The organism is Bradyrhizobium cajani (assembly GCF_009759665.1).
Taxonomy (GTDB): domain Bacteria; phylum Pseudomonadota; class Alphaproteobacteria; order Rhizobiales; family Xanthobacteraceae; genus Bradyrhizobium; species Bradyrhizobium cajani.
Genome location: NZ_WQNE01000048.1, coordinates 23052 through 44481, shown reverse-complemented (window position 1 = coordinate 44481; position 21430 = coordinate 23052). Strand labels below are relative to the sequence as shown.

The 21430-nt window shown below is 64.6% G+C and carries 21 protein-coding genes; 12 read left to right on the top strand and 9 right to left on the bottom strand.

Translation table 11 applies throughout. From position 1 onward, the window contains the following. Positions 1-118 precede the first annotated feature (118 nt). Positions 119-1525: an adenylate/guanylate cyclase domain-containing protein gene (locus GPL20_RS35140; protein ID WP_157336743.1), complete on the top strand. Its 1407-nt coding sequence runs from the start codon at positions 119-121 to the stop codon at positions 1523-1525. A gap of 30 nt (positions 1526-1555) precedes the next feature. On the opposite strand, the gene GPL20_RS39100 is transcribed toward GPL20_RS35140, so the two are convergent. Together GPL20_RS39100 and GPL20_RS35135 are read right to left on the bottom strand one after the other, a co-directional pair. Beyond that, positions 1556-1729, bottom strand: a complete 174-nt coding sequence (locus GPL20_RS39100) for a hypothetical protein (protein WP_018644642.1) — start codon at positions 1727-1729, stop codon at positions 1556-1558. Positions 1730-1885: 156 nt separating this feature from the next. Then, complete coding sequence (locus tag GPL20_RS35135; RefSeq protein WP_157336741.1) at positions 1886-2662, bottom strand: class I SAM-dependent methyltransferase; 777 nt, start codon at positions 2660-2662, stop codon at positions 1886-1888. 151 nt (positions 2663-2813) lie between these two features. Between GPL20_RS35135 and GPL20_RS35130 the strand changes: the two genes are divergently transcribed. The 7 genes from GPL20_RS35130 to GPL20_RS35100 all read left to right on the top strand — a co-directional run bounded on the left by GPL20_RS35130 (position 2814) and on the right by GPL20_RS35100 (position 6846). Then, positions 2814-3215 (top strand): VOC family protein, encoded by a 402-nt coding sequence (locus GPL20_RS35130; protein ID WP_157336739.1) that lies wholly within the window; start codon positions 2814-2816, stop codon positions 3213-3215. 151 nt (positions 3216-3366) lie between these two features. Then, on the top strand, positions 3367-3903 hold the full coding sequence (locus GPL20_RS35125) for a helix-turn-helix domain-containing protein (protein ID WP_157336737.1): 537 nt from the start codon (positions 3367-3369) through the stop codon (positions 3901-3903). 301 nt (positions 3904-4204) lie between these two features. Beyond that, positions 4205-4834 carry a cell envelope biogenesis protein TolA gene (locus tag GPL20_RS35120; protein ID WP_157336736.1) on the top strand — a complete coding sequence of 210 codons (630 nt, stop codon included), beginning with the start codon at positions 4205-4207 and terminating at the stop codon, positions 4832-4834. A 70-nt stretch (positions 4835-4904) separates the two neighbouring features. Further along, entirely contained in the window at positions 4905-5174 is a 270-nt protein-coding gene (locus tag GPL20_RS35115; RefSeq protein ID WP_347340051.1) for an AbrB/MazE/SpoVT family DNA-binding domain-containing protein, read from the top strand. Next, positions 5155-5511, top strand: a complete 357-nt coding sequence (locus GPL20_RS35110) for a type II toxin-antitoxin system PemK/MazF family toxin (RefSeq protein ID WP_205751227.1) — start codon at positions 5155-5157, stop codon at positions 5509-5511. Before GPL20_RS35115 ends, GPL20_RS35110 begins: the two co-directional genes overlap by 20 nt. A gap of 154 nt (positions 5512-5665) precedes the next feature. Then, complete coding sequence (locus GPL20_RS35105; RefSeq protein WP_157336732.1) at positions 5666-5947, top strand: hypothetical protein; 282 nt, start codon at positions 5666-5668, stop codon at positions 5945-5947. 392 nt (positions 5948-6339) lie between these two features. Further along, a complete protein-coding gene (locus GPL20_RS35100; protein WP_157336730.1) occupies positions 6340-6846 on the top strand; it encodes a hypothetical protein in 507 nt (168 codons plus the stop codon). A 364-nt stretch (positions 6847-7210) separates the two neighbouring features. On the opposite strand, the gene GPL20_RS35095 is transcribed toward GPL20_RS35100, so the two are convergent. Then, on the bottom strand, positions 7211-8209 hold the full coding sequence (locus GPL20_RS35095) for a hypothetical protein (protein WP_157336755.1): 999 nt from the start codon (positions 8207-8209) through the stop codon (positions 7211-7213). A 294-nt stretch (positions 8210-8503) separates the two neighbouring features. Further along, on the bottom strand, positions 8504-9163 hold the full coding sequence (locus GPL20_RS35090) for a phasin family protein (protein ID WP_246251199.1): 660 nt from the start codon (positions 9161-9163) through the stop codon (positions 8504-8506). A 427-nt stretch (positions 9164-9590) separates the two neighbouring features. Here GPL20_RS35090 and GPL20_RS35085 point away from each other — a divergent pair, with 427 nt between their 5' ends. Next, entirely contained in the window at positions 9591-9851 is a 261-nt protein-coding gene (locus GPL20_RS35085; RefSeq protein ID WP_157336728.1) for a hypothetical protein, read from the top strand. 132 nt (positions 9852-9983) lie between these two features. Here the strand turns inward: GPL20_RS35085 and GPL20_RS35080 are convergent, their stop codons facing one another. After that, the gene (locus tag GPL20_RS35080) at positions 9984-10781 is read right to left on the bottom strand and encodes a transglycosylase SLT domain-containing protein (protein ID WP_157336726.1); all 798 of its coding nucleotides are present in this window, start codon (positions 10779-10781) and stop codon (positions 9984-9986) included. Positions 10782-10914: 133 nt separating this feature from the next. Here GPL20_RS35080 and GPL20_RS35075 point away from each other — a divergent pair, with 133 nt between their 5' ends. Both GPL20_RS35075 and GPL20_RS35070 read left to right on the top strand, forming a co-directional pair. Beyond that, positions 10915-11247 (top strand): hypothetical protein, encoded by a 333-nt coding sequence (locus GPL20_RS35075; protein WP_157336724.1) that lies wholly within the window; start codon positions 10915-10917, stop codon positions 11245-11247. Then, complete coding sequence (locus tag GPL20_RS35070) at positions 11171-11875, top strand: nucleotidyl transferase AbiEii/AbiGii toxin family protein (protein WP_157336722.1); 705 nt, start codon at positions 11171-11173, stop codon at positions 11873-11875. Before GPL20_RS35075 ends, GPL20_RS35070 begins: the two co-directional genes overlap by 77 nt. 272 nt (positions 11876-12147) lie before the next feature. Here the strand turns inward: GPL20_RS35070 and GPL20_RS35065 are convergent, their stop codons facing one another. Continuing rightward, entirely contained in the window at positions 12148-15918 is a 3771-nt protein-coding gene (locus GPL20_RS35065) for a vitamin B12-dependent ribonucleotide reductase (protein WP_157336720.1), read from the bottom strand. A 760-nt stretch (positions 15919-16678) separates the two neighbouring features. Between GPL20_RS35065 and GPL20_RS35060 the strand changes: the two genes are divergently transcribed. Further along, on the top strand, positions 16679-17575 hold the full coding sequence (locus GPL20_RS35060) for a DMT family transporter (RefSeq protein ID WP_157336718.1): 897 nt from the start codon (positions 16679-16681) through the stop codon (positions 17573-17575). Between the two features lie 73 nt (positions 17576-17648). On the opposite strand, the gene GPL20_RS35055 is transcribed toward GPL20_RS35060, so the two are convergent. The 3 genes from GPL20_RS35055 to GPL20_RS35045 all read right to left on the bottom strand — a co-directional run bounded on the left by GPL20_RS35055 (position 17649) and on the right by GPL20_RS35045 (position 21300). Further along, entirely contained in the window at positions 17649-19904 is a 2256-nt protein-coding gene (locus GPL20_RS35055; protein ID WP_157336716.1) for a CHASE3 domain-containing protein, read from the bottom strand. Next, a complete protein-coding gene (locus GPL20_RS35050; protein WP_157336714.1) occupies positions 19901-20323 on the bottom strand; it encodes a response regulator in 423 nt (140 codons plus the stop codon). The genes GPL20_RS35055 and GPL20_RS35050 overlap by 4 nt, the downstream gene beginning before the upstream one ends. Positions 20324-20550: 227 nt before the next feature. Continuing rightward, the gene (locus GPL20_RS35045; protein ID WP_157336712.1) at positions 20551-21300 is read right to left on the bottom strand and encodes a BA14K family protein; all 750 of its coding nucleotides are present in this window, start codon (positions 21298-21300) and stop codon (positions 20551-20553) included. Between the last annotated feature and the right edge of the window lie 130 nt (positions 21301-21430).

The window sequence follows — 21430 nt, the reverse complement described above, 5'->3', positions numbered from 1 at the left end:
GCGAACTCGCATCACCGTGACGCAGCAATTGAGTGCTACGGCTTGCGCTTCGCCTCACAAGGCTTAGCTAAAAGGCACGCGGATTTCCGCTTCACCCCCTTCCATGTAAGATCACGGCATGAGCGAGATCGAGACCCTGTTCGGTGTCCTGCGCCAGTCGGCCGACGCGCCCGTCGTCGACATGCTTGAACGCTTGGTGCGGGAGGGGCCTGACCATGCGCTGTGCAAGATCAACGCGCTGCATCTGGCGAGGGCTTCCGGCCTCGGCGAGGAGCAGGTGATCGCGGGGCTGCTGCATGCGGTCGGGCTCGGCATCCTCGAGATGAGCTGGAGCGTGATGTGCCCGAGCTGCGCCGGCGTGCTCTCGGCCAACAAGAGCCTGAAGACCGTCAACAGCCCGCAATATCACTGCGCCTTCTGCGCCGCCGGCTATGAGACGACGCTCGACAATCTGGTCGAGGTGACCTTCGCGGTCAGCCCGCGCGTGCGCAGGATCGCCGCGCATAACGCCGACGAGCTGCCTCTTGCCGAATATTACCGCCAGGTGTTCTGGAGCTCGGCGATCGAGCTTCCGCCCGATCTCGACGGCCTGATCCGCGAGCTGACGCTGGAAGCCGTCGACCTGCCGCCGGGCGAGCGCGCCATCCTGTCCCTGCAGGTGCAGCCGGGGATGCTGATCGTGTTCGATCCCGTGACCCACACGGCGCAGTACATCGAGGTGAAGGGCGAGGAGACGGCCGAGCGCCAGACCGTATCGCTGATCTTCAACAAGACCGAGGTCCCCGTCGACGCCGTGAGCCTGCGCCCGGGGGCGCTGCGGCTTGCGCTGGAGAACCGCACCGATGGCCGCGTGCTGCCGGCGGTGTGGGTGATGAGCCAGCGGCTCGATGACCTCCTGACGCGGCGCAAGCCGAGCCTCACCGCAAAGCGCCTCCTCACCAACCAGACCTTTCGCGATCTCTATCGCACCGACACGCTCGCGATCGGCCAGCGCCTCAAGATCCTCAGTCTGACCTTCCTGTTCTCGGATCTGAAGGACTCCACCGGGCTTTACGAGCATGTCGGCGATCTCGTCGCCTTCGATCTCGTCAACGAGCATTTCCGCCTGCTCCAGGAGATCATCGCCTCCGAGCAGGGCGCCGTGGTCAAGACCATCGGCGATGCCGTGATGGCGACCTTCGAGACGCCCGACCGCGCCATTGCCGCCGCGATGCGCATGCGCGAAGCCATGAGCGAGCTCGGCGCCCAGCGCCAGCACCAGGGCCTCCTGCTCAAGATGGGCATCCACGAGGGCTCGTGCCTTGCCGTCACCCTCAACGGCCAGCAGGACTATTTCGGCCAGACCGTGAACATCGCCTCCCGCGTCCAAGGCCTCGCGGCCTCGCGCGCGATCATGGTGACGGAGGCGGTCGTCGACAACGCGGAGACGCGGACGTTGCTGGACGCCGGCGGCCTCAACCCGACCCGCCGCAGCGTCGCGCTGAGCGGCATCGCGGACAAGGTTTCGGTGTACGAGATCCCGTGAGGCGGAGCTACGGGCGCGGCCGGTGAGCCATCAGCGGAACAGCGCGACGAAGATGACGTAGAGCCAGCCCAGGATGCCGTGGATGATCGCCCACAGGATCGAATGGTTGTTGGTGTAGGAGATCGCGATGGCGAGCGCCGAGCCGAAGCCCACGCCGTATTTCGCGCCCTCGACGCGGACGCCGTAATAGCGATTGCCGTTCATGACGATCCTTCCGGGAAATTGCGTGGCTCGCGTTGTCGCCCGCCGCACGGCAGCGGGCCGGTCCTCCATCTCTTCCTAAGGGCGCCGCGTCAATCCCTTGATGCACGTCAATTTCATCTTCGCAGACCATTCCGAGAGACATGTCGATTTGCCGTTCTAGGCAAGCCCCTTGATCGCGTGGGCCCGGGCGCCATAGGTGAGGCGGCCATCCGCGCCGGCGGGCAGGCGTGCCTGCACGCGCTGCCGCAAGGTGGCGATCTCGCCGGGCGGCATCGCTGCCATCACCGGAGCGATGGAGGGGGCTTTCGTCTCCACCAGCCAAAACTCTTCGAAATCGCGAAATGTCCGTTCGACGCGGATCTCGCGGGTTTCGATCTGCGCCAGCCCCGCTGTCGTCCAGAACGCGTTCAACGCATCGAGGCGCGAGGCTTCCATGCGGGGCGGGCGTGTCGGCGACAATCCCATCGCGTTCATCTCGGCAAGGATTGGATCGAGTGGAAAACCGCCATCCAGCATGTCCCACATGTAGGTTGCGACCAGACCGCCCGGCCTCGCCACCCGCACCAGTTCTGCAATCCCCTTCGCCGGGTCGGGCACGAAGACGAGGACCAGGGCCATCACCGCGGCATCGAAGCTGTCCGACGCGAACGGCAGCGCCATCGCATCGCCCTGCTGGAAATGCGCGCCGCGTGCCCCCGGCCGCGTTCGTGCAAAGGCGAGCTGCCCCTCGGACGGATCGATGCCCTGCACCTCGGCAGGGGCGCAGCGCGACAGGATCAGCTCGGTGAAGGCACCGTTGCCACAGCCGACGTCGATCCAGCGCAGGCCCAGCCCGGGCTTCAGCCAGTCGAGAAACACGTCGCCGGCCAGCCGGCTCCAGACCCCCATCATCTGCTCATAGGCGACACCATCGTCGAAACGAAGTTCGGGCATGCAATGGCTCCCTGGCGCGCGGCGGGTGAGGGGAGTGTAACTTCGTTGAGCCGCATTGCAATTCGTCGCCGCTGCGCCACTCCGCCTGATGGCCATCGGCGAGGCGTTGCGCTAGAGCGGCTTGGGTTCGGAGTACCGACGAGGGCCCATCATGAGCTTCCTCCTCAACATCGACGTCCCCGACGTCGAAGCCGCCACCACCTTCTACACCGCCGCCTTCGGCCTGACCGTCGGCCGCCGCTTCGGCGCCGATTTCGTCGAGCTGCTGGGCTGGCCCGCGCCGGTGTATCTGCTCACCAAGCGGGCCGGCACGGTGGGCGCCGGCGGCGACCGCCGCCGCTACGAGCGGCACTGGACGCCGCTGCATATCGACGTCGTCGTCGACGATGTCGATGCCGCTGTCGAACGCGCGCTGCGCGCCGGCGCGATCCTGGAGGTCCCCGCAAGCGATGCACCCTATGGGCGGATCGCCATGCTGGCCGATCCGTTCGGGCATGGGTTCTGTCTGCTGGCGTTCAGCGCGCAGGGTTATGACGCGTTGCTCGGGACGTAGGTCGAGCGCGGCAGCAAATCCTTTACCATGGCGTCCGGTCGCGGCTGAACCGGTGGCGGCGTTAAGGAGAAGTCTGCGAAGCTGTGCCTGAAGTTTTCGGGGACGCGCCGGATACGCCGGGCGACGTCGCCGCAGGAGGAGCGCCCAGCTCATGAGCGAACACCGCGCCGCCGTCAGGCATCACACGTTGCGGACCGGGATTGTCGAGTTCGACAACGGCACCGGCAGCATCATCAGCGTGCCCTGCACGATCCGCGATGTCTCAGGTACCGGCGCTCGCCTGCAACTGAACTCGTCGCTCTGGGTCGCCGAGCAGTTCACGCTGATCTTCCAGAGCGGGCTGCGCAAGGCCTGCAAGGTCGCCTGGCGCAAAGGGAGACTGATCGGCAGCGCGTTCACTGACGGCTATGCGAGCGCGGACGAGCAGGCCGTCATGATGACCGCGGACGAGCAGTCCCGGCACCGGCAGGCGATCGGCGCGCGGGTCAGAGCTGCGCGCGAGATGCGCGGCTACACCGAAGCCCAGCTCGCCGAGCGCATCGGCGTCGCGCCCGGCTTCGTGTCGCTGGCCGAGCTGGGCGAGGCGGACATTCCGCTCTACCAGCTCCTGCACGTCGCCGATCTGCTGATGGTCAGCCTCGACGGGCTGGTGGCAGGGCCGGCGCCTGAGGATGTCGACGCGGCGTAGTCGCGTTGCGTCAAAGCAAAACGACGAAAACAACCCCATGCACAGTAAAAATCCCTAGGGATTTCAAAATTCTGCGATACCGAAAATTTTGCGTAGCCTGGACGGAGCGAAGCGTAGTCCGGGACAGGTCCTCGCCGCGCGATTCCCGGATTGCGCTTCGCTCCATCCGGGCTACGTTCGCTCCGGGTTGACTTCGGCGATACCGAAAAGAGTTTGACTCGTCGGGCAAAACAGGGGCACATTGGCAGGGTGGCGCCGGTGCGACGGGGAGAGCTTGCGCGTCGCGTGGCCGCGGGGCGAGATGCCAAAGAAACTGCAAAGAAAACTGAAGACCTACCAGACCTCGCTCGGCTTCTACGACCAGGCGGTCGCCGCGCCCTCGATGAAGGCGGCGCTGGAGGCCTGGGGCGCCAGCTCCAATCTGTTCCATCAAGGCGCTGCCAAGGAGACCGACGACCCCGACATCGTCGCTGCGACCATGGCCAGCCCCGGCGTCGTGCTCCGGCGTCCCGTGGGCTCGGACGGCCCGTTCACCGAAAGCGCCGGGCTGCCGACCGATCTCGCCGATGGCGAAGCCAGGCCGAAACGTAAGTCCAAGAAGCGTCCAGCCAAGACCGCAAAGAAACCACCCCGCAAGACCGACGATCAACAGGCCCGCAAGGCCGCGGCGGCGTTCGAGAAGGAAGAGCGGCGGCGCGAAGCCGAGCGGCGGAAAGACGAGGCCGCACGCGCCAAGGAGCGCGCGCGCCGCGACAGAGCGGTCGCGAGCGCGCAGGCGGCGCTGGACAAGGCGAGGCGCGCGCACGAGGCGCGGGCGGAGGAGATCGAAACCGAGCGGACGGCGATCGATGAACGGGCGGAGGCGGAGCAGGCTCGGTGGGACAAGCAAAGGATGAAGCTGGAGGAGGCGGTACGCCGCGCGCGGGAGTAGGGGCGCATGGTGGGAGGGGGCCAGCAGCTGAGCGATACCTTCCCCTGATTAACGTCGAGGATGTGTCTACATTGTATCTACTTCGATCGGAGGTCGAGGATGGAAGTGGGGAAACAGCCTCGCGCTGCGCGTGCCGAAGGCGTTCGCCGATGAAATCGGTGCCCGTGACGGAAGAGCCGCGGAGATGACCGTGAGCGACGGCAAGCTGGTCATCGAGATCGCGCGGACGCAGCGGCGCAAACGCCGTTATGCGCTCGACGATCTGGTTGCCGGGATCACGCCGGCCAACCGTCATGACGAGATCGATTGGGGACCGGCTGTTGGCAACGAAGTCTGGTGACTATTGTCCGGACGCCGGGGACGTCATCTGGATCGATCTGGACCCCACGGTCGGCCACGAACAAAGCGGCCGGCGACGACCGGTCATGGTCGTGTCGCCGCGCAGCTACAATGCAGTCGCCGGCCTTTGCGTGATCTGTCCAATCACCAGTCGTGTGCGCGGCTATCCGTTCGAGGCTGCGCTGCCTGAAGGTGCGAGCGTCCGCGGCGTCGTGCTCGCAGACCAACCTCGGAGCATCTCCTGGGAGAAACGACCGATCACGCTTGCCGGACGGGCGCCGGACATGCTGCGCACCGAGGTTCGCGAACGGCTGGCTGCGTTGCTGGGAATTGACTGAACGACTCGCTGAGGTGATGTCACCAGTGTGCTTTGGTGCGGGCGGCGGCTAAAGTGCGCCACAGCCAACATCGGTCATTCGAGCAAGCCGAGCGCGAATTGGGCTTGCGTTGCTTTGCGTCCTTGAGCACTCTTCCAACGAAGGAGTCCAACGCATGAAAATAATGACCGTCGCGTGCGCGCTCGGAACGGCCCTGGTGCTGTGCAGCCTTGGGACGTCAGGTGCCGAAGCCCGGACGCGGAAGGCGCAAGTCGTTCGTGAACCGCAGCAGAGGCTCATCGTCACGGCGCCCGTGCTCAGGCCGACGCCGTGGGACTACAATATTGTTCCGCGATATCGTTATCGCCCCGAGGACGACCGGGTCGATCCCTACGCCCCGCCGCCGGTGCCCTCCTATGTCCTCTATGAGGGCTGGCGGTGGCCGTACTGGTGGTGAATAGCGACCACATTCCGGGCATGTGCTGATCGGCCGTCGACGGACGCCGAACTGACGAGCTTGTAGGGTGGGTTAGCCGAAGGCGTAACCCACCACGGGCCTATCAATGGGAAAACGAAAGAGGTGGGTTACGCCGAGCAGATGCGCTTCGTGCATCTGAGGGCTAACCCACCCTGCGCACGTCCCGGCGGACAGGTCGCGTTCGCGCCAAATTGACGATCTTCCCAGAAGTTGAGCGCTTGCAGGTCGACCATCGCTGCATGCGGCGTCAGAGATCGGGGAAAAATGGCAAACCCAAGACTGTCAAGGGCAGATCGGGGCTAGAATGGCATTTTTGCCCGTAATAAACCCAATGCTGTTGGGGGTCCGGGGCGTATTGGGAGGATCAATCAATGGCAAGTGTTGAACAATTGCACAGACGGGACGGAGTGAACCTGGTCCAACTTGAGGCGGACATTGCGTCGGTCCGCTCCGGAAGCTCTATCGCTTCCATTGCTCTGCCTGATTACGTCGAGCACACCGCGGGCGTGACACGCGTCGGCGCGCTCAGCGCTGAGGCGGTCATTCGCGACTATGAGTCCGCTGCAAAAGAGATCGAGGCCATGGGCGCCGAGTTGATCGACGCCGCGCAAAAATGCGAGGCGCTGACAGCCCAGGTCCATGATGCGATTGCCTTCATGCGCGAAACGGCGGCGGGGTATCGTGAAGAGGGACGGAAGATCTTCAAGCGCATCGAAGAATGCGCGCTGTTCACCGAAGACGTCCGCAAGACATGCGAAGAGGTCAAGCGCAGAATGGTGGAAGGCTCGGTCGGCCCATCTTCCGTTGAGGTGCTCGAGCCGCAAGAGCCGGAGCTGAGCGGGATCGCCGCCAAGGTGTCGATGAACGAGATACGGTGAGGCGGGCGTAGAGCTTCGTTCGCAGGATGGGTTGAGCTCTCGCGCTCGCCCATCCTGCGAGCTGGGCTTCAAACCGCATCACCCACAGCCGGGAAACAAGCCGTTTGCGAGTCCCGGTCCGCGGCAGGGCAATCCATATGAGGTGAGCGCTGGGGACGCTGACAGTCTCCACAGCGTCATGGCCGGGCATAGCCGTCCGAAGGACGGCGTCGCTTCCGCTCGCCTATGTCCCGGCCATCCACGCCTTGCCACGTGCACGAAGAACGTGGATGCCCGGGACAAGCCCGGACATGACGATCGTTTGTGAATGTTCAATGGGGTTTGCCCTCCAGTCCGCGGTTTTCGCCCCATCCGCCCCGCGGACTCACCAATCGTCGTAAGGGTCGCCCATATAGGGCGGGGGCATCCAGGGTCCTCGCGGCGGCGGCCTGGGCCGCCGGGGTGCGGCCGCCGGGACGTGAGACCGAGCTGGCGCAGCTTCGTTGTTCGCACTGCGCACGACGGGTTTAGCGGCTGCAGATGCGGATGAAGCAGTCAGTTGCGTTTGCAGCGCCTGGACCTGCGCGGCGAGGCGCGCATTGTCCGCCGCATCCTTCTCCTGCGCCGCCTTGAGCTGTTGAATGGTGTCGGCCTGCTCGCGCAGGGTCTGCTCGTTGCGGCTTTTCAGTTGCTCGAGCTTGCCATTGATGCTCGCAAGCTCGCTGGTGATGGCCTTGAGCGATTGCGCAAGATCAGACGATGATTGGTCGGGTGCTGTGGCGCCGGTTCCTGGAGCGCTGTCCGTTTCCTTGGTGACCTGCGGCGCGGGCACCGGAGCCGGCTGATCCGCAGCAGCCAGCTGCACGGCCGGCGGCGGCGCTGGGCCTTCCACCGCGGACGCTTGCGGGGGCTGGCTCGCGGCCGGCGGCGCCCATCGCGCCATGATCGACTTGCTGATTGACTTGGCCTCATCGCGATATTGCGAAGCGAAGGCGGCGCCGAGCAGGCCGATCACCAGCACGAGGCCCACCAAAGCGCGCAGCATGGTCCGATCTCCCTTCAAGCCTTGATCGCGAACCCCGGCATTCGAAACACCGGCATCCGGCGTCGGGGCCTTGTTTGCGGAAGTCCCGGCTGCCTTGACACCGGCGCTTGCGTGGGACGCCCGCTGGCCTTCGCTGTCGCGTTCCATTCCGGAAACCAGCCGGTCCAGCCGCGCAAGGTCTTCCCCCGCGCTCTTGATCCGGTCGTAGGCCCGCGCCAGCCCGCCGTCGGCGCGCGCCTCGTCCGGCTTGGCGGCATCAGGCTTGGAATGATCAGGGGTATCAGGCTTTGCGGTATCAGGTTTGGGGTCGTTCGTCTTAGGCACCGATGCGCTCTCCATCCGGTCGGGCGTCAATGGGAGGCAGTCCGATCAAGGAAAGGATAGGTCTCGCCGCTGCCCGACACAACGCGCGTGCAAAGGAAAAATTATGGCGGGTTCGGGAGCGGAGCGGAGGCGCTGCCTGTAGCCCGGACGCAGCGAAGCGAAATCCGGGGTCTTGCCTCAAACTGCGCTGGTCCCGGATTGCGCTTCGCTCCATCCGGGCTACGCTCCTCAATTGTCGTCGTTCGCCGCCAGCTGCAGAAACTGCCGTTTCACCGATGCCAGCTCGATGGCATGGCTCGGGATCTGTCGTTAGTGACGTGTCGTGCGGATTTCGAGCGTTGTCTGGGTGAGCCTGGCCACGAACCCCTCAAGATGCATGACCCTTTGTCTGGTCAGTTGTTCATGCAACTCGGCGATCTTCTGGGATTCGGCGACAAACGAGTCGCACACCTGTTTCGCGTACTCCATCTGAAGCTCGAAGGCCTCGACGGGTGAGCGCGCCGCCGCGAGCTTTCCCAGGAAGGTCCAGGCGTGCTCAAGCGACGTCCTGGTGTAGTCGCTATAGGCATCGGCAATCGCCTGCGTGCCAGCCTGGAAGGTTTCCACCGATGCGACGGGCGCGCTTGCGGCGATCTCCATCCCGGCAGCCTTGCCCGGCAAGGCTGCAGCCGAGGGTACCTGCGTACTGATCTCCCGGCTCGTCTCTTGCTCGGTCGCTTGCCTGTTCTCTGGCTCGGTCTTTTGGCTGATCTCCGCCGAGGCATCCGGCACTTGATGGGCTGCACCTGCGTGTTGCTCGCCGGCCCCGGTCCGTTGCCCGGCCTTCTTCTTCCCGCCGCGCCGGCCCGATTTTCCCGTTGGCTTATGTTCCACCGCACTCAACATTGCAGATGGCTCCTGAATATCGCTGAAGCCGCAAGCCTCCGCCGCGTTTGCGCTGAAATCGCGATTGTGGGTTGTCGCTTGCATGGCGGCCGTGTGGTGAGATTTTGCCGGGGACCGGCAGCGCGTAGGATGGGTTGATCTGTTGCGAAACCCGTCTTTTCGCAGAGCGATAACGATGGGTATCGCTTCGCTCCGCCCATCCTACGGGCTCTGCCCATCCTAACGAGCTAAAAGCTCGCGCCTGACGCCATCAGCACTAACTCTCACTGCCCACCCGTAACGGAGGCAGTACATTTCAAAGCAATGGAGGTCGAATAAGTTCCGCTACATCAAGCGCTGCTCGCCGAGCTACGGTAGATGCGTCGCTCCATGCCTCATCCTGCGGGCCAACCGTTGGCTCACCCTTGCCGGCGCTCGCTGGTGGGAGATCCCACACTCATGCGCATTCATTCAGAGGAACAGGCGTTGGGTCCATTCGTTGCGTTGAGGAGCTTTCGGGAGGAGTGACATCATGAAAACAACGATCATCGCGCTCTCTGCTGCTGTTGTCATGGCTACAGCACCGGCCGTGTTTGCTCAGGGCGTATCGAGCAAGGCGCCAGGTCAGGAGATGCAGCAAACAGGTTCCAAGAAAGGCCAGCCGGGCGCTTCCGGCTACGCTCCTGGACATAAGATGCAAAAGGCCTCGAAGGCCTCGAAGAGGACCGGCCCCGGCGCGTCGAATTACGCTCCAGGTCAAACCACCGGCTCGAGCACAAAGTCAGGGTATTGAAGTCCAAGTACTGACGGACACAACAGAGTTACGTGACAGTGCATTCAATTCAAAATGGTGCAGAGTTAACTGCACTGTCACTGTAATCCCACTGTAATCCACGGCGGACGCGTCGCTCAACCATCCTGCGAGCTAATCGCCGTCGTCCGCCGCAAGCCGCAGAAACTGCCGCTTCATCGCGTTGACCCGGGCGACATAGCCCGCGACGAGATGATCGCCGCAGCGCTCGCCGGCCAGCATCTGGAACTTGCGGCGCGCGTAGGCTGTGGCGGGACCTGCGCCGCAGAGATGGATGAAGGCGGTCAGATCCTGCTTCTGCTGCGCGCTCGCCTTCACATCGCCCGCAAGCGTGAGGACCATGGCCACCTGGCGATCCAGATACACCGAAGCCAGCTCGATGGCGTGGCTTGGGATCGCGCGGATGTAGAAGCTGGTGAAGCCGCAGCCGATGTCGGTGACCGCATTGCCACGGACGCAGAACCGCGCAGCTTCTGCAAAGGCCGGATCGGTCATCTGGAAGAGCCCGACGGCGCTGGAGGCCGGCCGGTAGATCGCCAGCGGATTGAAACTCCATCGCCAGCGCCAATAGGTCCGCGCCACCGGATTGCCCGAACTCTCGACCTGCGCCAGCGCGGCCAGCAATTCGGGCGGGATTGTTGCGGTGGCGTAGGTACGGAAGAGGGGGGCGTATTGGCGCCAAGTCTCGGCCGGCTCCTTGTCGAGCGAGGTGCCGATGACGACGAAGAGTTCGGTTGGTTTGCGAAGGACGTGGTAGGCGGTGTTGAGGAGGGCTATGGCCGCAAGCAGGATTGTCGCGACGCTTGCTATCCGGAGTGTCCGCGGTGCTCGCGCGAACGTCTTCCGCGCCCACCGGGCGCCCCGCCGGACGCTGCGAAGGCGAGGGAGGAGGCGTTTGCGTTTTCTCGGCATGGATCTCGGTGGCTAGTGAATCGTTAAAAAGTGAATAGTCTCAATGACCTATGGGGTCATTCCGTGACCCCAGGTTAATGATGAAGCAAAGGCGCCGGTTGAGGGTTTCTCCAAATGGCACCATATTGCGAGGATGTCGAAAGATGCGTTCGAGAACCTGACGTCAGCCGTGACGACGATCAACACGCCGATGCCTGCCAGCATCGACGAAGGGACTCTGCTGGCATGTCTGAAGGGCGAGATTTCCGAGCGAAAATGGCGCGTGTACGTGCAGGCGTTGTTCGACGAGGTCGATGTATCCGTCATCCACAATCTCGTCATTGATCAGGTCGTGACGTTCGATCAGTTATTGAGGGCAATCGACGCCTGGCAAGTCACGGAGTCCGAGAATGAAAGATGGGTCAGGGAGATGGCTTCCTTCGAGGTGGGAAGATCTCCTGCAGAAGGCGCTGATCGCCCTCGATAGTCTGGAGGGCGGCTCCGGACCGTGGACGTTCGGCGGCGGCACTGCCCTGGCGCAGATACTGGGTCATCGGATCAGCTACGACGTCGATATTTTCCTGGATTCAAGCACGGCCTTGAAGAACCTCGCGCCGAACATGAACCCGGTGACGAAGTCGCTTTGTGATACCTGGCAATGGCCAGGCAAGTACCTGAAGCTCATCCTGCGCGACCTGGGTGAGATCGATTTCCTGAACGCTCCGTCCTACACCGCCAATCCGACGTATGAACTGCGAGTTGGCGAGCGTTCCGTTGCGGCGGAGCGGTCCGCGGAAATCGCGACCAAGAAACTGGTCTATCGCGCATCGACATACACGGCGCGCGACGCCTTCGATCTTGCCGCGATCCATTTGCATGATCGCTCGGCGCTAGGCGAGATCGCGCAATCTCCGGCAGTCACCGATCATGTCGTGTCGTCCGCGCTGAACCGGCTCAATCTCGCGAAGCACCAGTATCAATCGGAGATGAGAAGCCTGATCAACGCAACTCCGCGGGGCGAGGAGTTCATCGACAGAGCTTGCGAGATTGCGCTGGAGGCGCTTGCGGAGATTCGGGATTTGATTCCCGAAAATGAGATCGAGCCAAACGCGTAGGATGGGTAGAGCCCTTGCGAAACCCATCATCGTATTGGCTGCGGTTGATGGGTTTCGCTGTGCTCAACCCATCCTACGGGCTGCCATCCTAGGAGCTGAGAGCTTTCAGCAACGCGATTCCACGCGGGGAAAGTTTGTAGGCGTAGGTGCCGTTCGGTGCTTGCTCTACACATTTGAGGTCGAGCAGATAGAGAACCGAGTGCCCCTGTCAAAAAGCCCGCACTTGCAGAGTGCGGACTCTTGTTGATGTCATCAATCTAGTAGGGTGATTCTCACGAACACCCCGTCGTGCTTCCGCAAGTATCGCACTTCATACACGTGCCATTCCGCACCAGCGTGAAGTTGCCGCACTCTGAGCACATCTCGCCTTCGTAGCCCTTGGCCTTGGCTTCGGCGCGGCGCTCGGCCTTGGTTGGCACCAGCGTTTGAGCGCTGCCGGCCTTGCTCCACTGGAGCTGCTCGAGCTTCTCCGTGGGGGAGAGGTCGTGGGCCGCCTCCTGCTTCAGGGCGACGGCGCCTTCGATGGCATCGCCGGCGCGGGCCGAGGTGCCGTGGGAGGCGAGGGCGGTGACCTTGCTGCCGCCGGTCGGCGCGCTGTCGTTGCCCTGGGCGACCGCGGTCGAGCCGCCGCGCATCACGACGAGGTTGTCGGTGCGGGAGCGGGTGAGGCCGCGCGAGACCAGCTTGGTCGCGTGGTGGCCGCCGTCCTCGTCCGGCTCCTTGCCTTCCTCGACGCCCTTGCCGAGCGCGTCAAAGCCCGTCTCGTTGGGATCGACGTGGGCGAGGTCGAAGCGCGAGAGGTAGCTCACCGCGAGCTCCCGGAAGACGTAGTCGAGGATCGAGGTCGCGTACTTGATGCTGTCATTGCCCTGCACGGGGCCCGCCGGCTCGAAGCGGGTGAAGGTGAAGGCGTCGACATATTCGTCCAGCGGCACGCCGTACTGGAGGCCCAGCGATACCGCGATGGCGAAGTTGTTGATGAAGGAGCGGAGCGCTGCGCCTTCCTTGTGCATGTCGATGAAGATCTCGCCGAGACGGCCGTCGTCATACTCGCCGGTGCGCAAGTAGACCTTGTGGCCGCCGACGACCGCCTTCTGGGTGTAGCCCTTGCGGCGATCCGGCATCTTCTCGCGCTCGCGCATCACGATGATGCGCTCGACCAGCTTCTCGACGATCTTCTCCGAGACCTGGGCGGCACGCGCCGCAAGCGGCTTCTCATAGAGCTGCTCGACCGCATCGTCCTCGTCCTCATCATCGCTGATGAGCTGCGAGTTGAGCGGCTGGGACAGCTTGGAGCCGTCGCGATAGAGCGCGTTGGCCTTCAGCGCCAATTTCCACGACAGCATGTAGGCCGACTTGCAGTCCTCCACCGTGGCGTCGTTCGGCATGTTGATGGTCTTGGAGATCGCACCCGAGATGAAGGGCTGCGCCGCCGCCATCATGCGGATGTGGCTCTCGACCGACAGATAGCGCTTGCCGATCTTGCCGCAGGGATTGGCGCAGTCGAACACCGGATAGTGCTCGGCCTTGAGGTGCGGAGCACCCTCCACCGTCATCGCGCCGCAGATGTGGACGTTGGCCGCCTCGATCTCGCGTTTTGTAAATCCGACCGCCTGGAGGAGGTCGAAGCCCGGCGCGGCAATGGCTTCAGCGCCAATGCCGAGCTGGTCGCGAATAAAATCCTCGCCAAACGTCCACTTGTTGAAGGCGAACTTGATGTCGAACGCGGTCGGCAGGGCCTTCTCGACCTTGGCGATGGCTTCATCGGTGAAGCCTTTTGCCTTCAGGGTCGAGGCGTTGATGCCCGGCGCGTTGGAGAGCGAGCCGTGGCCGACGGCGTAGGCCTCGATCTCCGCGATCTCGCTCTCGCGATAGCCGAGCGCGCGCAGCGCGGAGGGCACCGCACGGTTGATGATCTTGAAGTAGCCGCCGCCGGCGAGCTTCTTGAACTTCACCAGGGCGAAGTCGGGCTCGATGCCGGTGGTGTCGCAATCCATGACGAGGCCGATCGTGCCCGTGGGCGCGATCACCGTGGTCTGGGCGTTGCGGTAGCCGTGCTGCTCGCCGAGCTGAAGCGCCGCATCCCAGGCCGCCTTGGCGTGCGCGACCAGGTCTGCCTGCGGGCACGAGGCGTGGTCGAGCGGCACCGGGTTGACGGAGAGGGCCTCGTAGCCGCCAGGCTCGCCATGCGCGGCGCGGCGGTGGTTGCGGATGACGCGCAGCATGTGCGCGGCGTTCTTCTTGTAGCCGGGGAAGGTGCCGAGCTCTGCGGCGATCTCGGCCGAGGTCTTGTAGGTGATGCCGGTCATGACCGCGGTCAGCGCGCCGCAGAGCGCGCGGCCTTCCTTGGAGTCATAGGACAGGCCCATGGTCATCAAGAGGCCGCCGATATTGGCGTAGCCGAGGCCGAGCGTGCGGAACTCGTAGGAGAGCTCGGCGATCGCCTTCGACGGGAACTGCGCCATCATGACGGAGATTTCGAGCACGATGGTCCAGAGCTGGCAGAGGTGCTCGTAGCCCTTCACGTCGAACTGCTTGGTCTCGGTGTTGTAGAACGTCAGCAGGTTGGCGGAGGCGAGGTTGCACGCCGTGTCGTCCAGGAACATGTATTCCGAGCACGGATTGGACGCGCGGATGTCGCCGGACGCCTTGCAGGTGTGCCAGTCGTTCATCGTGGTGTTGAAGTGCAGGCCCGGGTCGGCCGACGCCCAGGCGGCGTAGCCGATCTTCTCCCAGAGGTCGCGCGCCTTCAGCGTCTTCGTCACCTTCTTCGAGGTGCGGGCGTTCAGGTTCCAGTCGCCGTCGGTCTCGACAGCGCGGAGGAAGTCGTCCTTCAGCGAGACCGAGTTGTTGGAGTTCTGCCCCGAAACCGTGAGATAGGCTTCCGAATCCCAGTCGGTGTCGTAGGTGTCGAACTGGATGTCCTTGTAGCCCTGCTTGGCGAACTGGATGACGCGCTTGATGTAATTGTCAGGCACGAGGCTGCGGCGCGCGAGCTTGATCTCGCGGCGCAGGGCAGGGTTCTTCTCGGGGTCGAAGCAATCGTCGCCCGAGCCTTCGCAGTTGACGCAGGCCTTCAGCACCGCCTTGAGGTGCTTCTGGTTGATCTTGGAGCCGGTGACGAGGGCGGCAACCTTCTGCTCCTCCTTCACCTTCCAGTCGATATAGGTCTCGATGTCGGGGTGATCGACGTCGACGACGACCATCTTGGCCGCGCGGCGCGTGGTGCCGCCCGACTTGATCGCGCCGGCGGCACGGTCGCCGATCTTGAGGAAGCTCATCAGGCCGCTCGAGCGGCCGCCGCCGGAGAGCTTTTCGCCTTCGCCGCGCAGGCGCGAGAAGTTGGAGCCGGTGCCGGAGCCGTATTTGAACAGGCGTGCCTCGCGGACCCAGAGATCCATGATGCCGCCCTCGTTGACGAGGTCGTCACCGACGCCCTGGATGAAGCAGGCGTGCGGCTGCGGATGCTCGTAGGCCGACTTGGACTTGGTCAGCTTGCCGGTGAAGGGGTCGACGTAATAGTGACCCTGGCCGGGGCCGTCGATGCCATAGGCCCAGTGCAGGCCGGTGTTGAACCATTGCGGCGAGTTCGGCGCGACCATCTGCATGGCGAGCATGTAGCGGAGCTCGTCATAGAAGGCCTTCGCGTCTTCGTCCGAGGTGAAGTAGCCGCCCTTCCAGCCCCAATAGGTCCAGCAGCCGGCGAGGCGATCGAACACCTGCTTGGCGCTGAGCTCGCTGACATAGCGCTCTTTCTCGGGGAGAGCGGCCAGCGCCTCAGTGTCGGGCACGGAGCGCCACAGGAACGAGGGGACGGATTCCTCCTCGACCTTCTTCAGGCGCGCGGCGACGCCCGCTTTGCGGAAATATTTCTGGGCGAGCACGTCAGAGGCGACCTGCGACCATTCGGTCGGCACCTCGACATTGTCGAGCTTGAACACGACCGAGCCGTCGGGATTGCGAATCTCCGACGTGGTCAGCCGGAAATCGATCCCGGCGTAAGGTGACTGTCCTGAAGTGGTGTGGCGCCGCTCAATCCGCATCGTCTTGCCCCGTCCTTATCTTTGACCAGACCGCCTCCGTTCAGGCGCCCGGGTCGACATTTCGCTTCGCGTTTCCCTGAAGGCCGTTCGGCCGCAAGGCACCGCAGTTCAGCCGGTGGATCCGGCCCTGTTTTTTCCCGACGCGACTCTTCGATGCGCGCACCGATCATCCGCCGGCATGTCCAGACCCCTCCGCCCCAGAGGGATGGGCCCGACCTGCGTTCAACGCCCCACAACGTCACTTCAACCATTTGCCATGCGAGCCTGTTGCCGGCCCGTTCTGGCGCCCGAAAAGTCCGCTATCCGAGGGCAGACAAGCCCTCATCCCGCAGCCCTTGGCCGGCTGGCGGAGTTGAGATTTGCGAGACCCTTTGGGGGAGTGCCGGCGGGACGCAAACTCACTCGCGCCGAACGGACCGAAAGCTAGGACTCTCCGCTGCGCCCGTCAAGAACTAGTGCGAGTTCCTGAATCAAATACTAAATATGGTGGAAAGCGGGGGATAACAGGGGGCAAGCCCGCGCCTGTTGTGGAGCAAGTATCAGTGAGTCCTCAGGGATTCCCAACCGAAAAAATTTGCATGCGATGACGATCTGCGCCCTTCATCCCGCTGTTCACAGGGCAGGTATATTTTTGGGCAACGGGATTGCGTCAGCAGGACTCACGTAGCCTTACGGAAGGTGAGGGCAGGCATGTCCGCCGAGGTGGTGGTCGCCCTCGCGAATCCGCGCCAAGCTGGCCTCGATTTGCCGGACTGCCCACATGCTTGATTCGACTCGCCCGGTGCTGCGGCCACGCATCGCCCCGGCCGGCCTGATGTTCCTCGCCATCACCTCGGTCGGCTGGGGCTTCAACTGGCCGGCGACGAAATTCCTGCTCGCCGAGCTGCCGCCGCTGACCTTGCGGGGCGGCACCGGCGTGCTCGGGGCGGTGCTGCTGGCGCTGCTCGCCCTGGTGCGCGGCGACAGTCTGACGGTGGCGCGGGCAATCTGGCCGCGGCTGCTGCTCGCGGGCCTGCTCAACGTCGCCGGCTGGATGACCCTGATGGGGCTCGCGCTGCTCTGGCTGCCGGCGAGCGAGACGGCGCTGATCGCCTACACCATGCCGGTCTGGGCCTCGCTGATCGCCTGGCCCGTGCTCGGCGAGCGGCCGACGGTCTTGCGCAGCATCGCGCTGATGATGGCCTTTGCCGGCCTTGCCTCGATCATGGGCGGCAACGGCTTTGCCGCCAGCGAGGCGAAACTCCCCGGCATCATCATGGCGCTGATCGGCGCCGCCGGCTTCGCGCTCGGCACGGTGCTGCTGAAGAAGTATCCGATCCAGCTGCCGCCGATCACGGCGGCGGCCTGGCAGATCGGCCTCGGCTGCCTGCCTGTCGTGCTCGCCGGCCTCGCCCTGGAGACCACGCACCTGTCCAACGTGACGCCGGTCGGCTGGGCCCTCCTGGTCTATTCGGTCGTCGGGCAGTTCTGCATCGCCTATGTCGCCTGGTTCGCCGCGCTCGCCCGCCTGCCGGCCTCCGTCGCCGCGATCGGCACCATGGCGGTGCCGGTGATCGGCGTCGTCGCCTCGGCGATCGCCCTGGGCGAGCCGCTCGGGGCGGGCCAGATCGCGGCGCTGATCTTCACGCTCGCCGCCGTGGTGCTGGCGACGCGTTAGGCTTTTTGTTTGAGCATGATCTTGTCGGAAAACCGCTGCACGCTTTGCGCTTACGCGGCCCTACGGGTCCGGATCATGCTCCCATCCCACCGCCGTTCAGCGCCTTGCGGATCATCTCGGCGAGCTGGTTGCGGCGGTAGGGTTTGGTCAGCAGCATCACGCCGTCGTCGAGCTTGCCGTGATGGACGATGGCGTTGTCGGTGTAGCCGGAGGTGTACAGCACCTTCAGCCCCGGGCGCAGCGTCGCCACCTTGTCGGCGAGCTCGCGCCCGCTCATGCCGCCGGGGATGACGACGTCGGTGAACAGCAGATCGAACGGCTCGCCGGCCTCGATCATCTGCAGCGCGGCGCGGCTGTCGGCGGCGGCGATCGTCCTGTAGCCGAGGCTCTGGAGCTGCGCGGTGACGAAGTTGCGCACCAGCGCGTCGTCCTCGACCACGAAAATGGTCTCAGCGCCGCCTTCGGCCTGCGGCGCGGCGGCAGCGGCCACGTCCGCCGTGCCTTCGCCGGGCGGCAGATAGAGCTTGATCGTGGTGCCGTGGCCTTCCTCGCTGTAGATCTTGATGTGGCCGCCGGACTGCTTGACGAAGCCATAGACCATGGAGAGGCCGAGGCCGCTTCCCTTGCCGACCTCCTTGGTGGTGAAGAACGGCTCGAATGCCTTCTGCTGGACCTCGGCCGGCATGCCGGTGCCAGTGTCGCTGACGGCGAGCATCACGTAGGGGCCGGGCCGGACATCCGGATTAGCCTGCGCATAGGTCTCGTCGAGGACCACATGGTGAGCTTCGAACAGCAGCTTGCCGCCATTCGGCATGGCGTCGCGGGCGTTGATCGCCATGTTGAGCACGGCATTGGTGAGCCGGGACGGATCGATATGCGACGTCATCGGTCCCTGTTCCAGCACGGTCTCGATCTGGATCTGCTCTCCGAGGGTGGGACGCAGCAGCTTTGCGATGTCCGCGACCGCGGCATTGATCTCGACGTTGCGCGGCTGGAGCGGCTGCTTGCGCGCGAATGCGAGCAGGTGCTGGATCAGCTCGGCGCAGCGCTCGGCGGCATCGTCGATCAGGCGCGCCACGCGCTGGAGCTCGGGCTGCTGCTTCAGGCTCGAGACCAGGGTCTCGGTATTGCCTGAGATCACCGTCAGCATGTTGTTGAAGTCGTGCGCGACGCCGCCGGTCAGCTTGCCGATCGCATCCAGCTTCTGCGATTGCTGAAGCTGCCGCTCGGTTTCGCGCGAGGCGGTCGCGTCGTGGTAGACGAGCACGGCGCCGGAGATCTCGCCATGGCCGTCGCGCATCGGCCGGCCGCTGATCATGAGATGGCGGGGAGGATTGTCGCTGTGCGGGCGGACGATCATCTCCAGCTCCTCGAACTGCTCGCCCCGCAGCACGCGCGCGGAAGGCAGCTCGTCGGCCCTGAGCGGGGTGACGCCGTCGCCGTGGTACACGTCCGACAGCGCCCGCAGATTGCTCAGGTTCAAGCCGGCACGATGCAGCAAGATGCGCTCCGCAGCCGGATTGGACAGCAGGACATTGCCTTCGCTGTCGATGACCAGCACCGCCTCCGCCATGCTGTGGAACGTGCTTTGCAGCACATTGACCGACAGGCGCAGCTCGTCATGCGCCGCGACGAGATGCTCGGTACGCTCGGCGACCGCCGCCTCGAGCACCTCCTTGGCGGCCTGGGTCTCGTGCAGCGAGCTCTGGAGCTGCACCGTCGCGCGCCGGCTCTCGCGCATCAGCAGCACGACCAGGAGCAGGATCAGCACCGCGCCGGCAACGTCGATGCCGAGCAGGACGATGCCGGATCGCCGTGAATCCGAGCTGCGCGCGGCAAGCAGCCGCTCTTCTTCCGCGGTCAGGCGGTCGAGATTGGCCATCACCGTGTCCATGAGGCCGCGGCCCTCGGCCCTGCGCTGGAGCGCGGCGATCCCGGCCAGGTCGTTCTCCGCGCGCAGCCGCATCGCTTCGGCCGCGATCTCGATCCGGCGCAGGGCGAGGGATTCGGTGCCCTCCAGCAGCGTGACCTGATCCGGATTGTCGCGGACGGCGCGCTTGAGCTCGGCCAGCGCGGGGGCGATCTGGACGCGCACCCCCTGGAACTCGTCGGAGAACGCCGAGCTGCGATAGAGCTCATAGCCGCGCGCAGCGCTTTCGGCCCGCCGCATCAGCACGCGCAAATCGGAGACCTTCTTCAGTGCATCGATGGTGTGATTGACCCAGGCCGCATCGGACCGCGACTTGACGTCGAGGCCGATCGAGGCGGCGGTGATGATCAGGAGGATGGCAAGTCCAGCACCGAGAATGACGCGCTGCGTGGGGATCAAGGGGCTTCTTTCTTGTCCTTCGGCAGTGCGCTCCCGCCGCCGCCGCCGAGGCATTCCCGGATGGTGGTGAGCAGTGCGTCCGGCGTGAACGGCTTGCGCAGGCAGCGCGTGGCACCCAGCTCCAGCGCCATGCGGAGAAAATCCGGAGAGGGCGCGGTCGACGATGCGAACGCGTAGCCGGACATCGCAATCAGCGGGATCGTCGGCGCGCGCTCGTGAAAGATGCGGATGGATTCGAAGCCGCGCATGTGCGGCATGAAGATGTCGACCAGCATCACGTCGAACATCTGCGCTTCCAGCGCCGCCAGTCCCGTTTCCCCGCCGTCGGTGAGCGTGACGTCGAAGCCCTGACGCTGCAGGAGGACCTCAATGGTCGCGCCGACCATCGGATCGTCGTCAACCACGAGAATGCGCCGCATGACACTTCCCAGCAAATCGAAGTCACCACCATATGGGTGATACAGGTGAATCGCGCACCGGGTCAATTTTGGATTGGATCAGAGTAGATATGCACGGTTCGGTGCATACGGGTCCGTTTATTTCGCAAGTACGGCCGGTCGCAATCGCGAGCGGAGCAGGCGTAGCGACGAAATGACAAAGGCGCCGCATCGCTGTGGCGCCTTTGCTTCAAATGCGATCGATCCGGTTACGGGCAGGGATGACGCTGGCCATCGTAGCCGAGATAGGTGCCGGAAGCCGGGTCGTACGATTTGTAGCGCTGCGCGCAGTAGGCTGCAGAGTCGCCGCCGCTATCGGGCACCACCGCCACGGACGGCTCATCATAGTAGCTGTCGCCATAGTAGTAGGGGTCGTCGTAATAGCCGCCGCCGTAATAGGCGTACGAGCCGAGCCCGCCGATCGCCGCACCCGCTGCGAAGCCGGGCCAGAAGCCGCCGCCACGGTGACGCCAGTGACCGCCGTGCCAGCGGCGACCGCTCCAATTGCCGCTACCGCCCTGCCAGTTGCCCGCGGTTGCGACGGGGCGTGGACCGCCGACGGATGGCGATAGCGCGGGGCGGGGCGGCAGGCTGGCTGCGAATCCGCCGCCGCTCGGACGTACCCCTGTGCCGGCCGCGAAACTGCCGCCGCTCGGACGCATCGCTGTGCCGGCCGCGAAACCGCCGCCACTCGGACGCATCGCTGCGCCGGCCGCGACATTGCCACCGCCACCTTGGAACGCCGGGCCGCCACCGCCGATCCGCGCGCCACCGCCGCCGAGGCCGCCGCCTCCCATGCGCGCGCCGCCACCGCCGACGTGAGCACCGCCGCCACCGCCGCCGACATGGGCGCCACCGCCGCCGCCCAAGGCGGGACGATTCTGGCCGAAGCTCGGCGTCGCCAACGGAAGTACCAGCGCCACGGCTGCCGCGGCGCTCAAAACTTTCAGACTTTTCATGACAAGACTCCTTTCCCGGAACCCAACCCTGCGAAAGGGCAGTGGTTCCCGGATCACGCCGGTTTGCGTGGGCGCCATGAGCCTCGCACCGGGCCGCTGTATCCGGCATGAACGGATCGCGTCCGATTTG

Coding starts and splice junctions, on each gene's coding strand:
- GPL20_RS35080 (WP_157336726.1), bottom strand. CDS start 10,781: ATGCCGAGAAAACGCAAACGCCTCCTCCCTCGCCTTCGCAGCGTCCGG.
- GPL20_RS35090 (WP_246251199.1), bottom strand. CDS start 9,163: ATGCAAGCGACAACCCACAATCGCGATTTCAGCGCAAACGCGGCGGAG.
- GPL20_RS35125 (WP_157336737.1), top strand. CDS start 3,367: ATGAGCGAACACCGCGCCGCCGTCAGGCATCACACGTTGCGGACCGGG.
- GPL20_RS35105 (WP_157336732.1), top strand. CDS start 5,666: ATGAAAATAATGACCGTCGCGTGCGCGCTCGGAACGGCCCTGGTGCTG.
- GPL20_RS35075 (WP_157336724.1), top strand. CDS start 10,915: ATGTCGAAAGATGCGTTCGAGAACCTGACGTCAGCCGTGACGACGATC.
- GPL20_RS35050 (WP_157336714.1), bottom strand. CDS start 20,323: ATGCGGCGCATTCTCGTGGTTGACGACGATCCGATGGTCGGCGCGACC.
- GPL20_RS35045 (WP_157336712.1), bottom strand. CDS start 21,300: ATGAAAAGTCTGAAAGTTTTGAGCGCCGCGGCAGCCGTGGCGCTGGTA.
- GPL20_RS35070 (WP_157336722.1), top strand. CDS start 11,171: ATGAAAGATGGGTCAGGGAGATGGCTTCCTTCGAGGTGGGAAGATCTC.
- GPL20_RS35130 (WP_157336739.1), top strand. CDS start 2,814: ATGAGCTTCCTCCTCAACATCGACGTCCCCGACGTCGAAGCCGCCACC.
- GPL20_RS35140 (WP_157336743.1), top strand. CDS start 119: ATGAGCGAGATCGAGACCCTGTTCGGTGTCCTGCGCCAGTCGGCCGAC.
- GPL20_RS35085 (WP_157336728.1), top strand. CDS start 9,591: ATGAAAACAACGATCATCGCGCTCTCTGCTGCTGTTGTCATGGCTACA.
- GPL20_RS35060 (WP_157336718.1), top strand. CDS start 16,679: ATGCTTGATTCGACTCGCCCGGTGCTGCGGCCACGCATCGCCCCGGCC.
- GPL20_RS35065 (WP_157336720.1), bottom strand. CDS start 15,918: ATGCGGATTGAGCGGCGCCACACCACTTCAGGACAGTCACCTTACGCC.
- GPL20_RS35100 (WP_157336730.1), top strand. CDS start 6,340: ATGGCAAGTGTTGAACAATTGCACAGACGGGACGGAGTGAACCTGGTC.
- GPL20_RS35120 (WP_157336736.1), top strand. CDS start 4,205: ATGCCAAAGAAACTGCAAAGAAAACTGAAGACCTACCAGACCTCGCTC.
- GPL20_RS35135 (WP_157336741.1), bottom strand. CDS start 2,662: ATGCCCGAACTTCGTTTCGACGATGGTGTCGCCTATGAGCAGATGATG.
- GPL20_RS39100 (WP_018644642.1), bottom strand. CDS start 1,729: ATGAACGGCAATCGCTATTACGGCGTCCGCGTCGAGGGCGCGAAATAC.
- GPL20_RS35095 (WP_157336755.1), bottom strand. CDS start 8,209: ATGGAGAGCGCATCGGTGCCTAAGACGAACGACCCCAAACCTGATACC.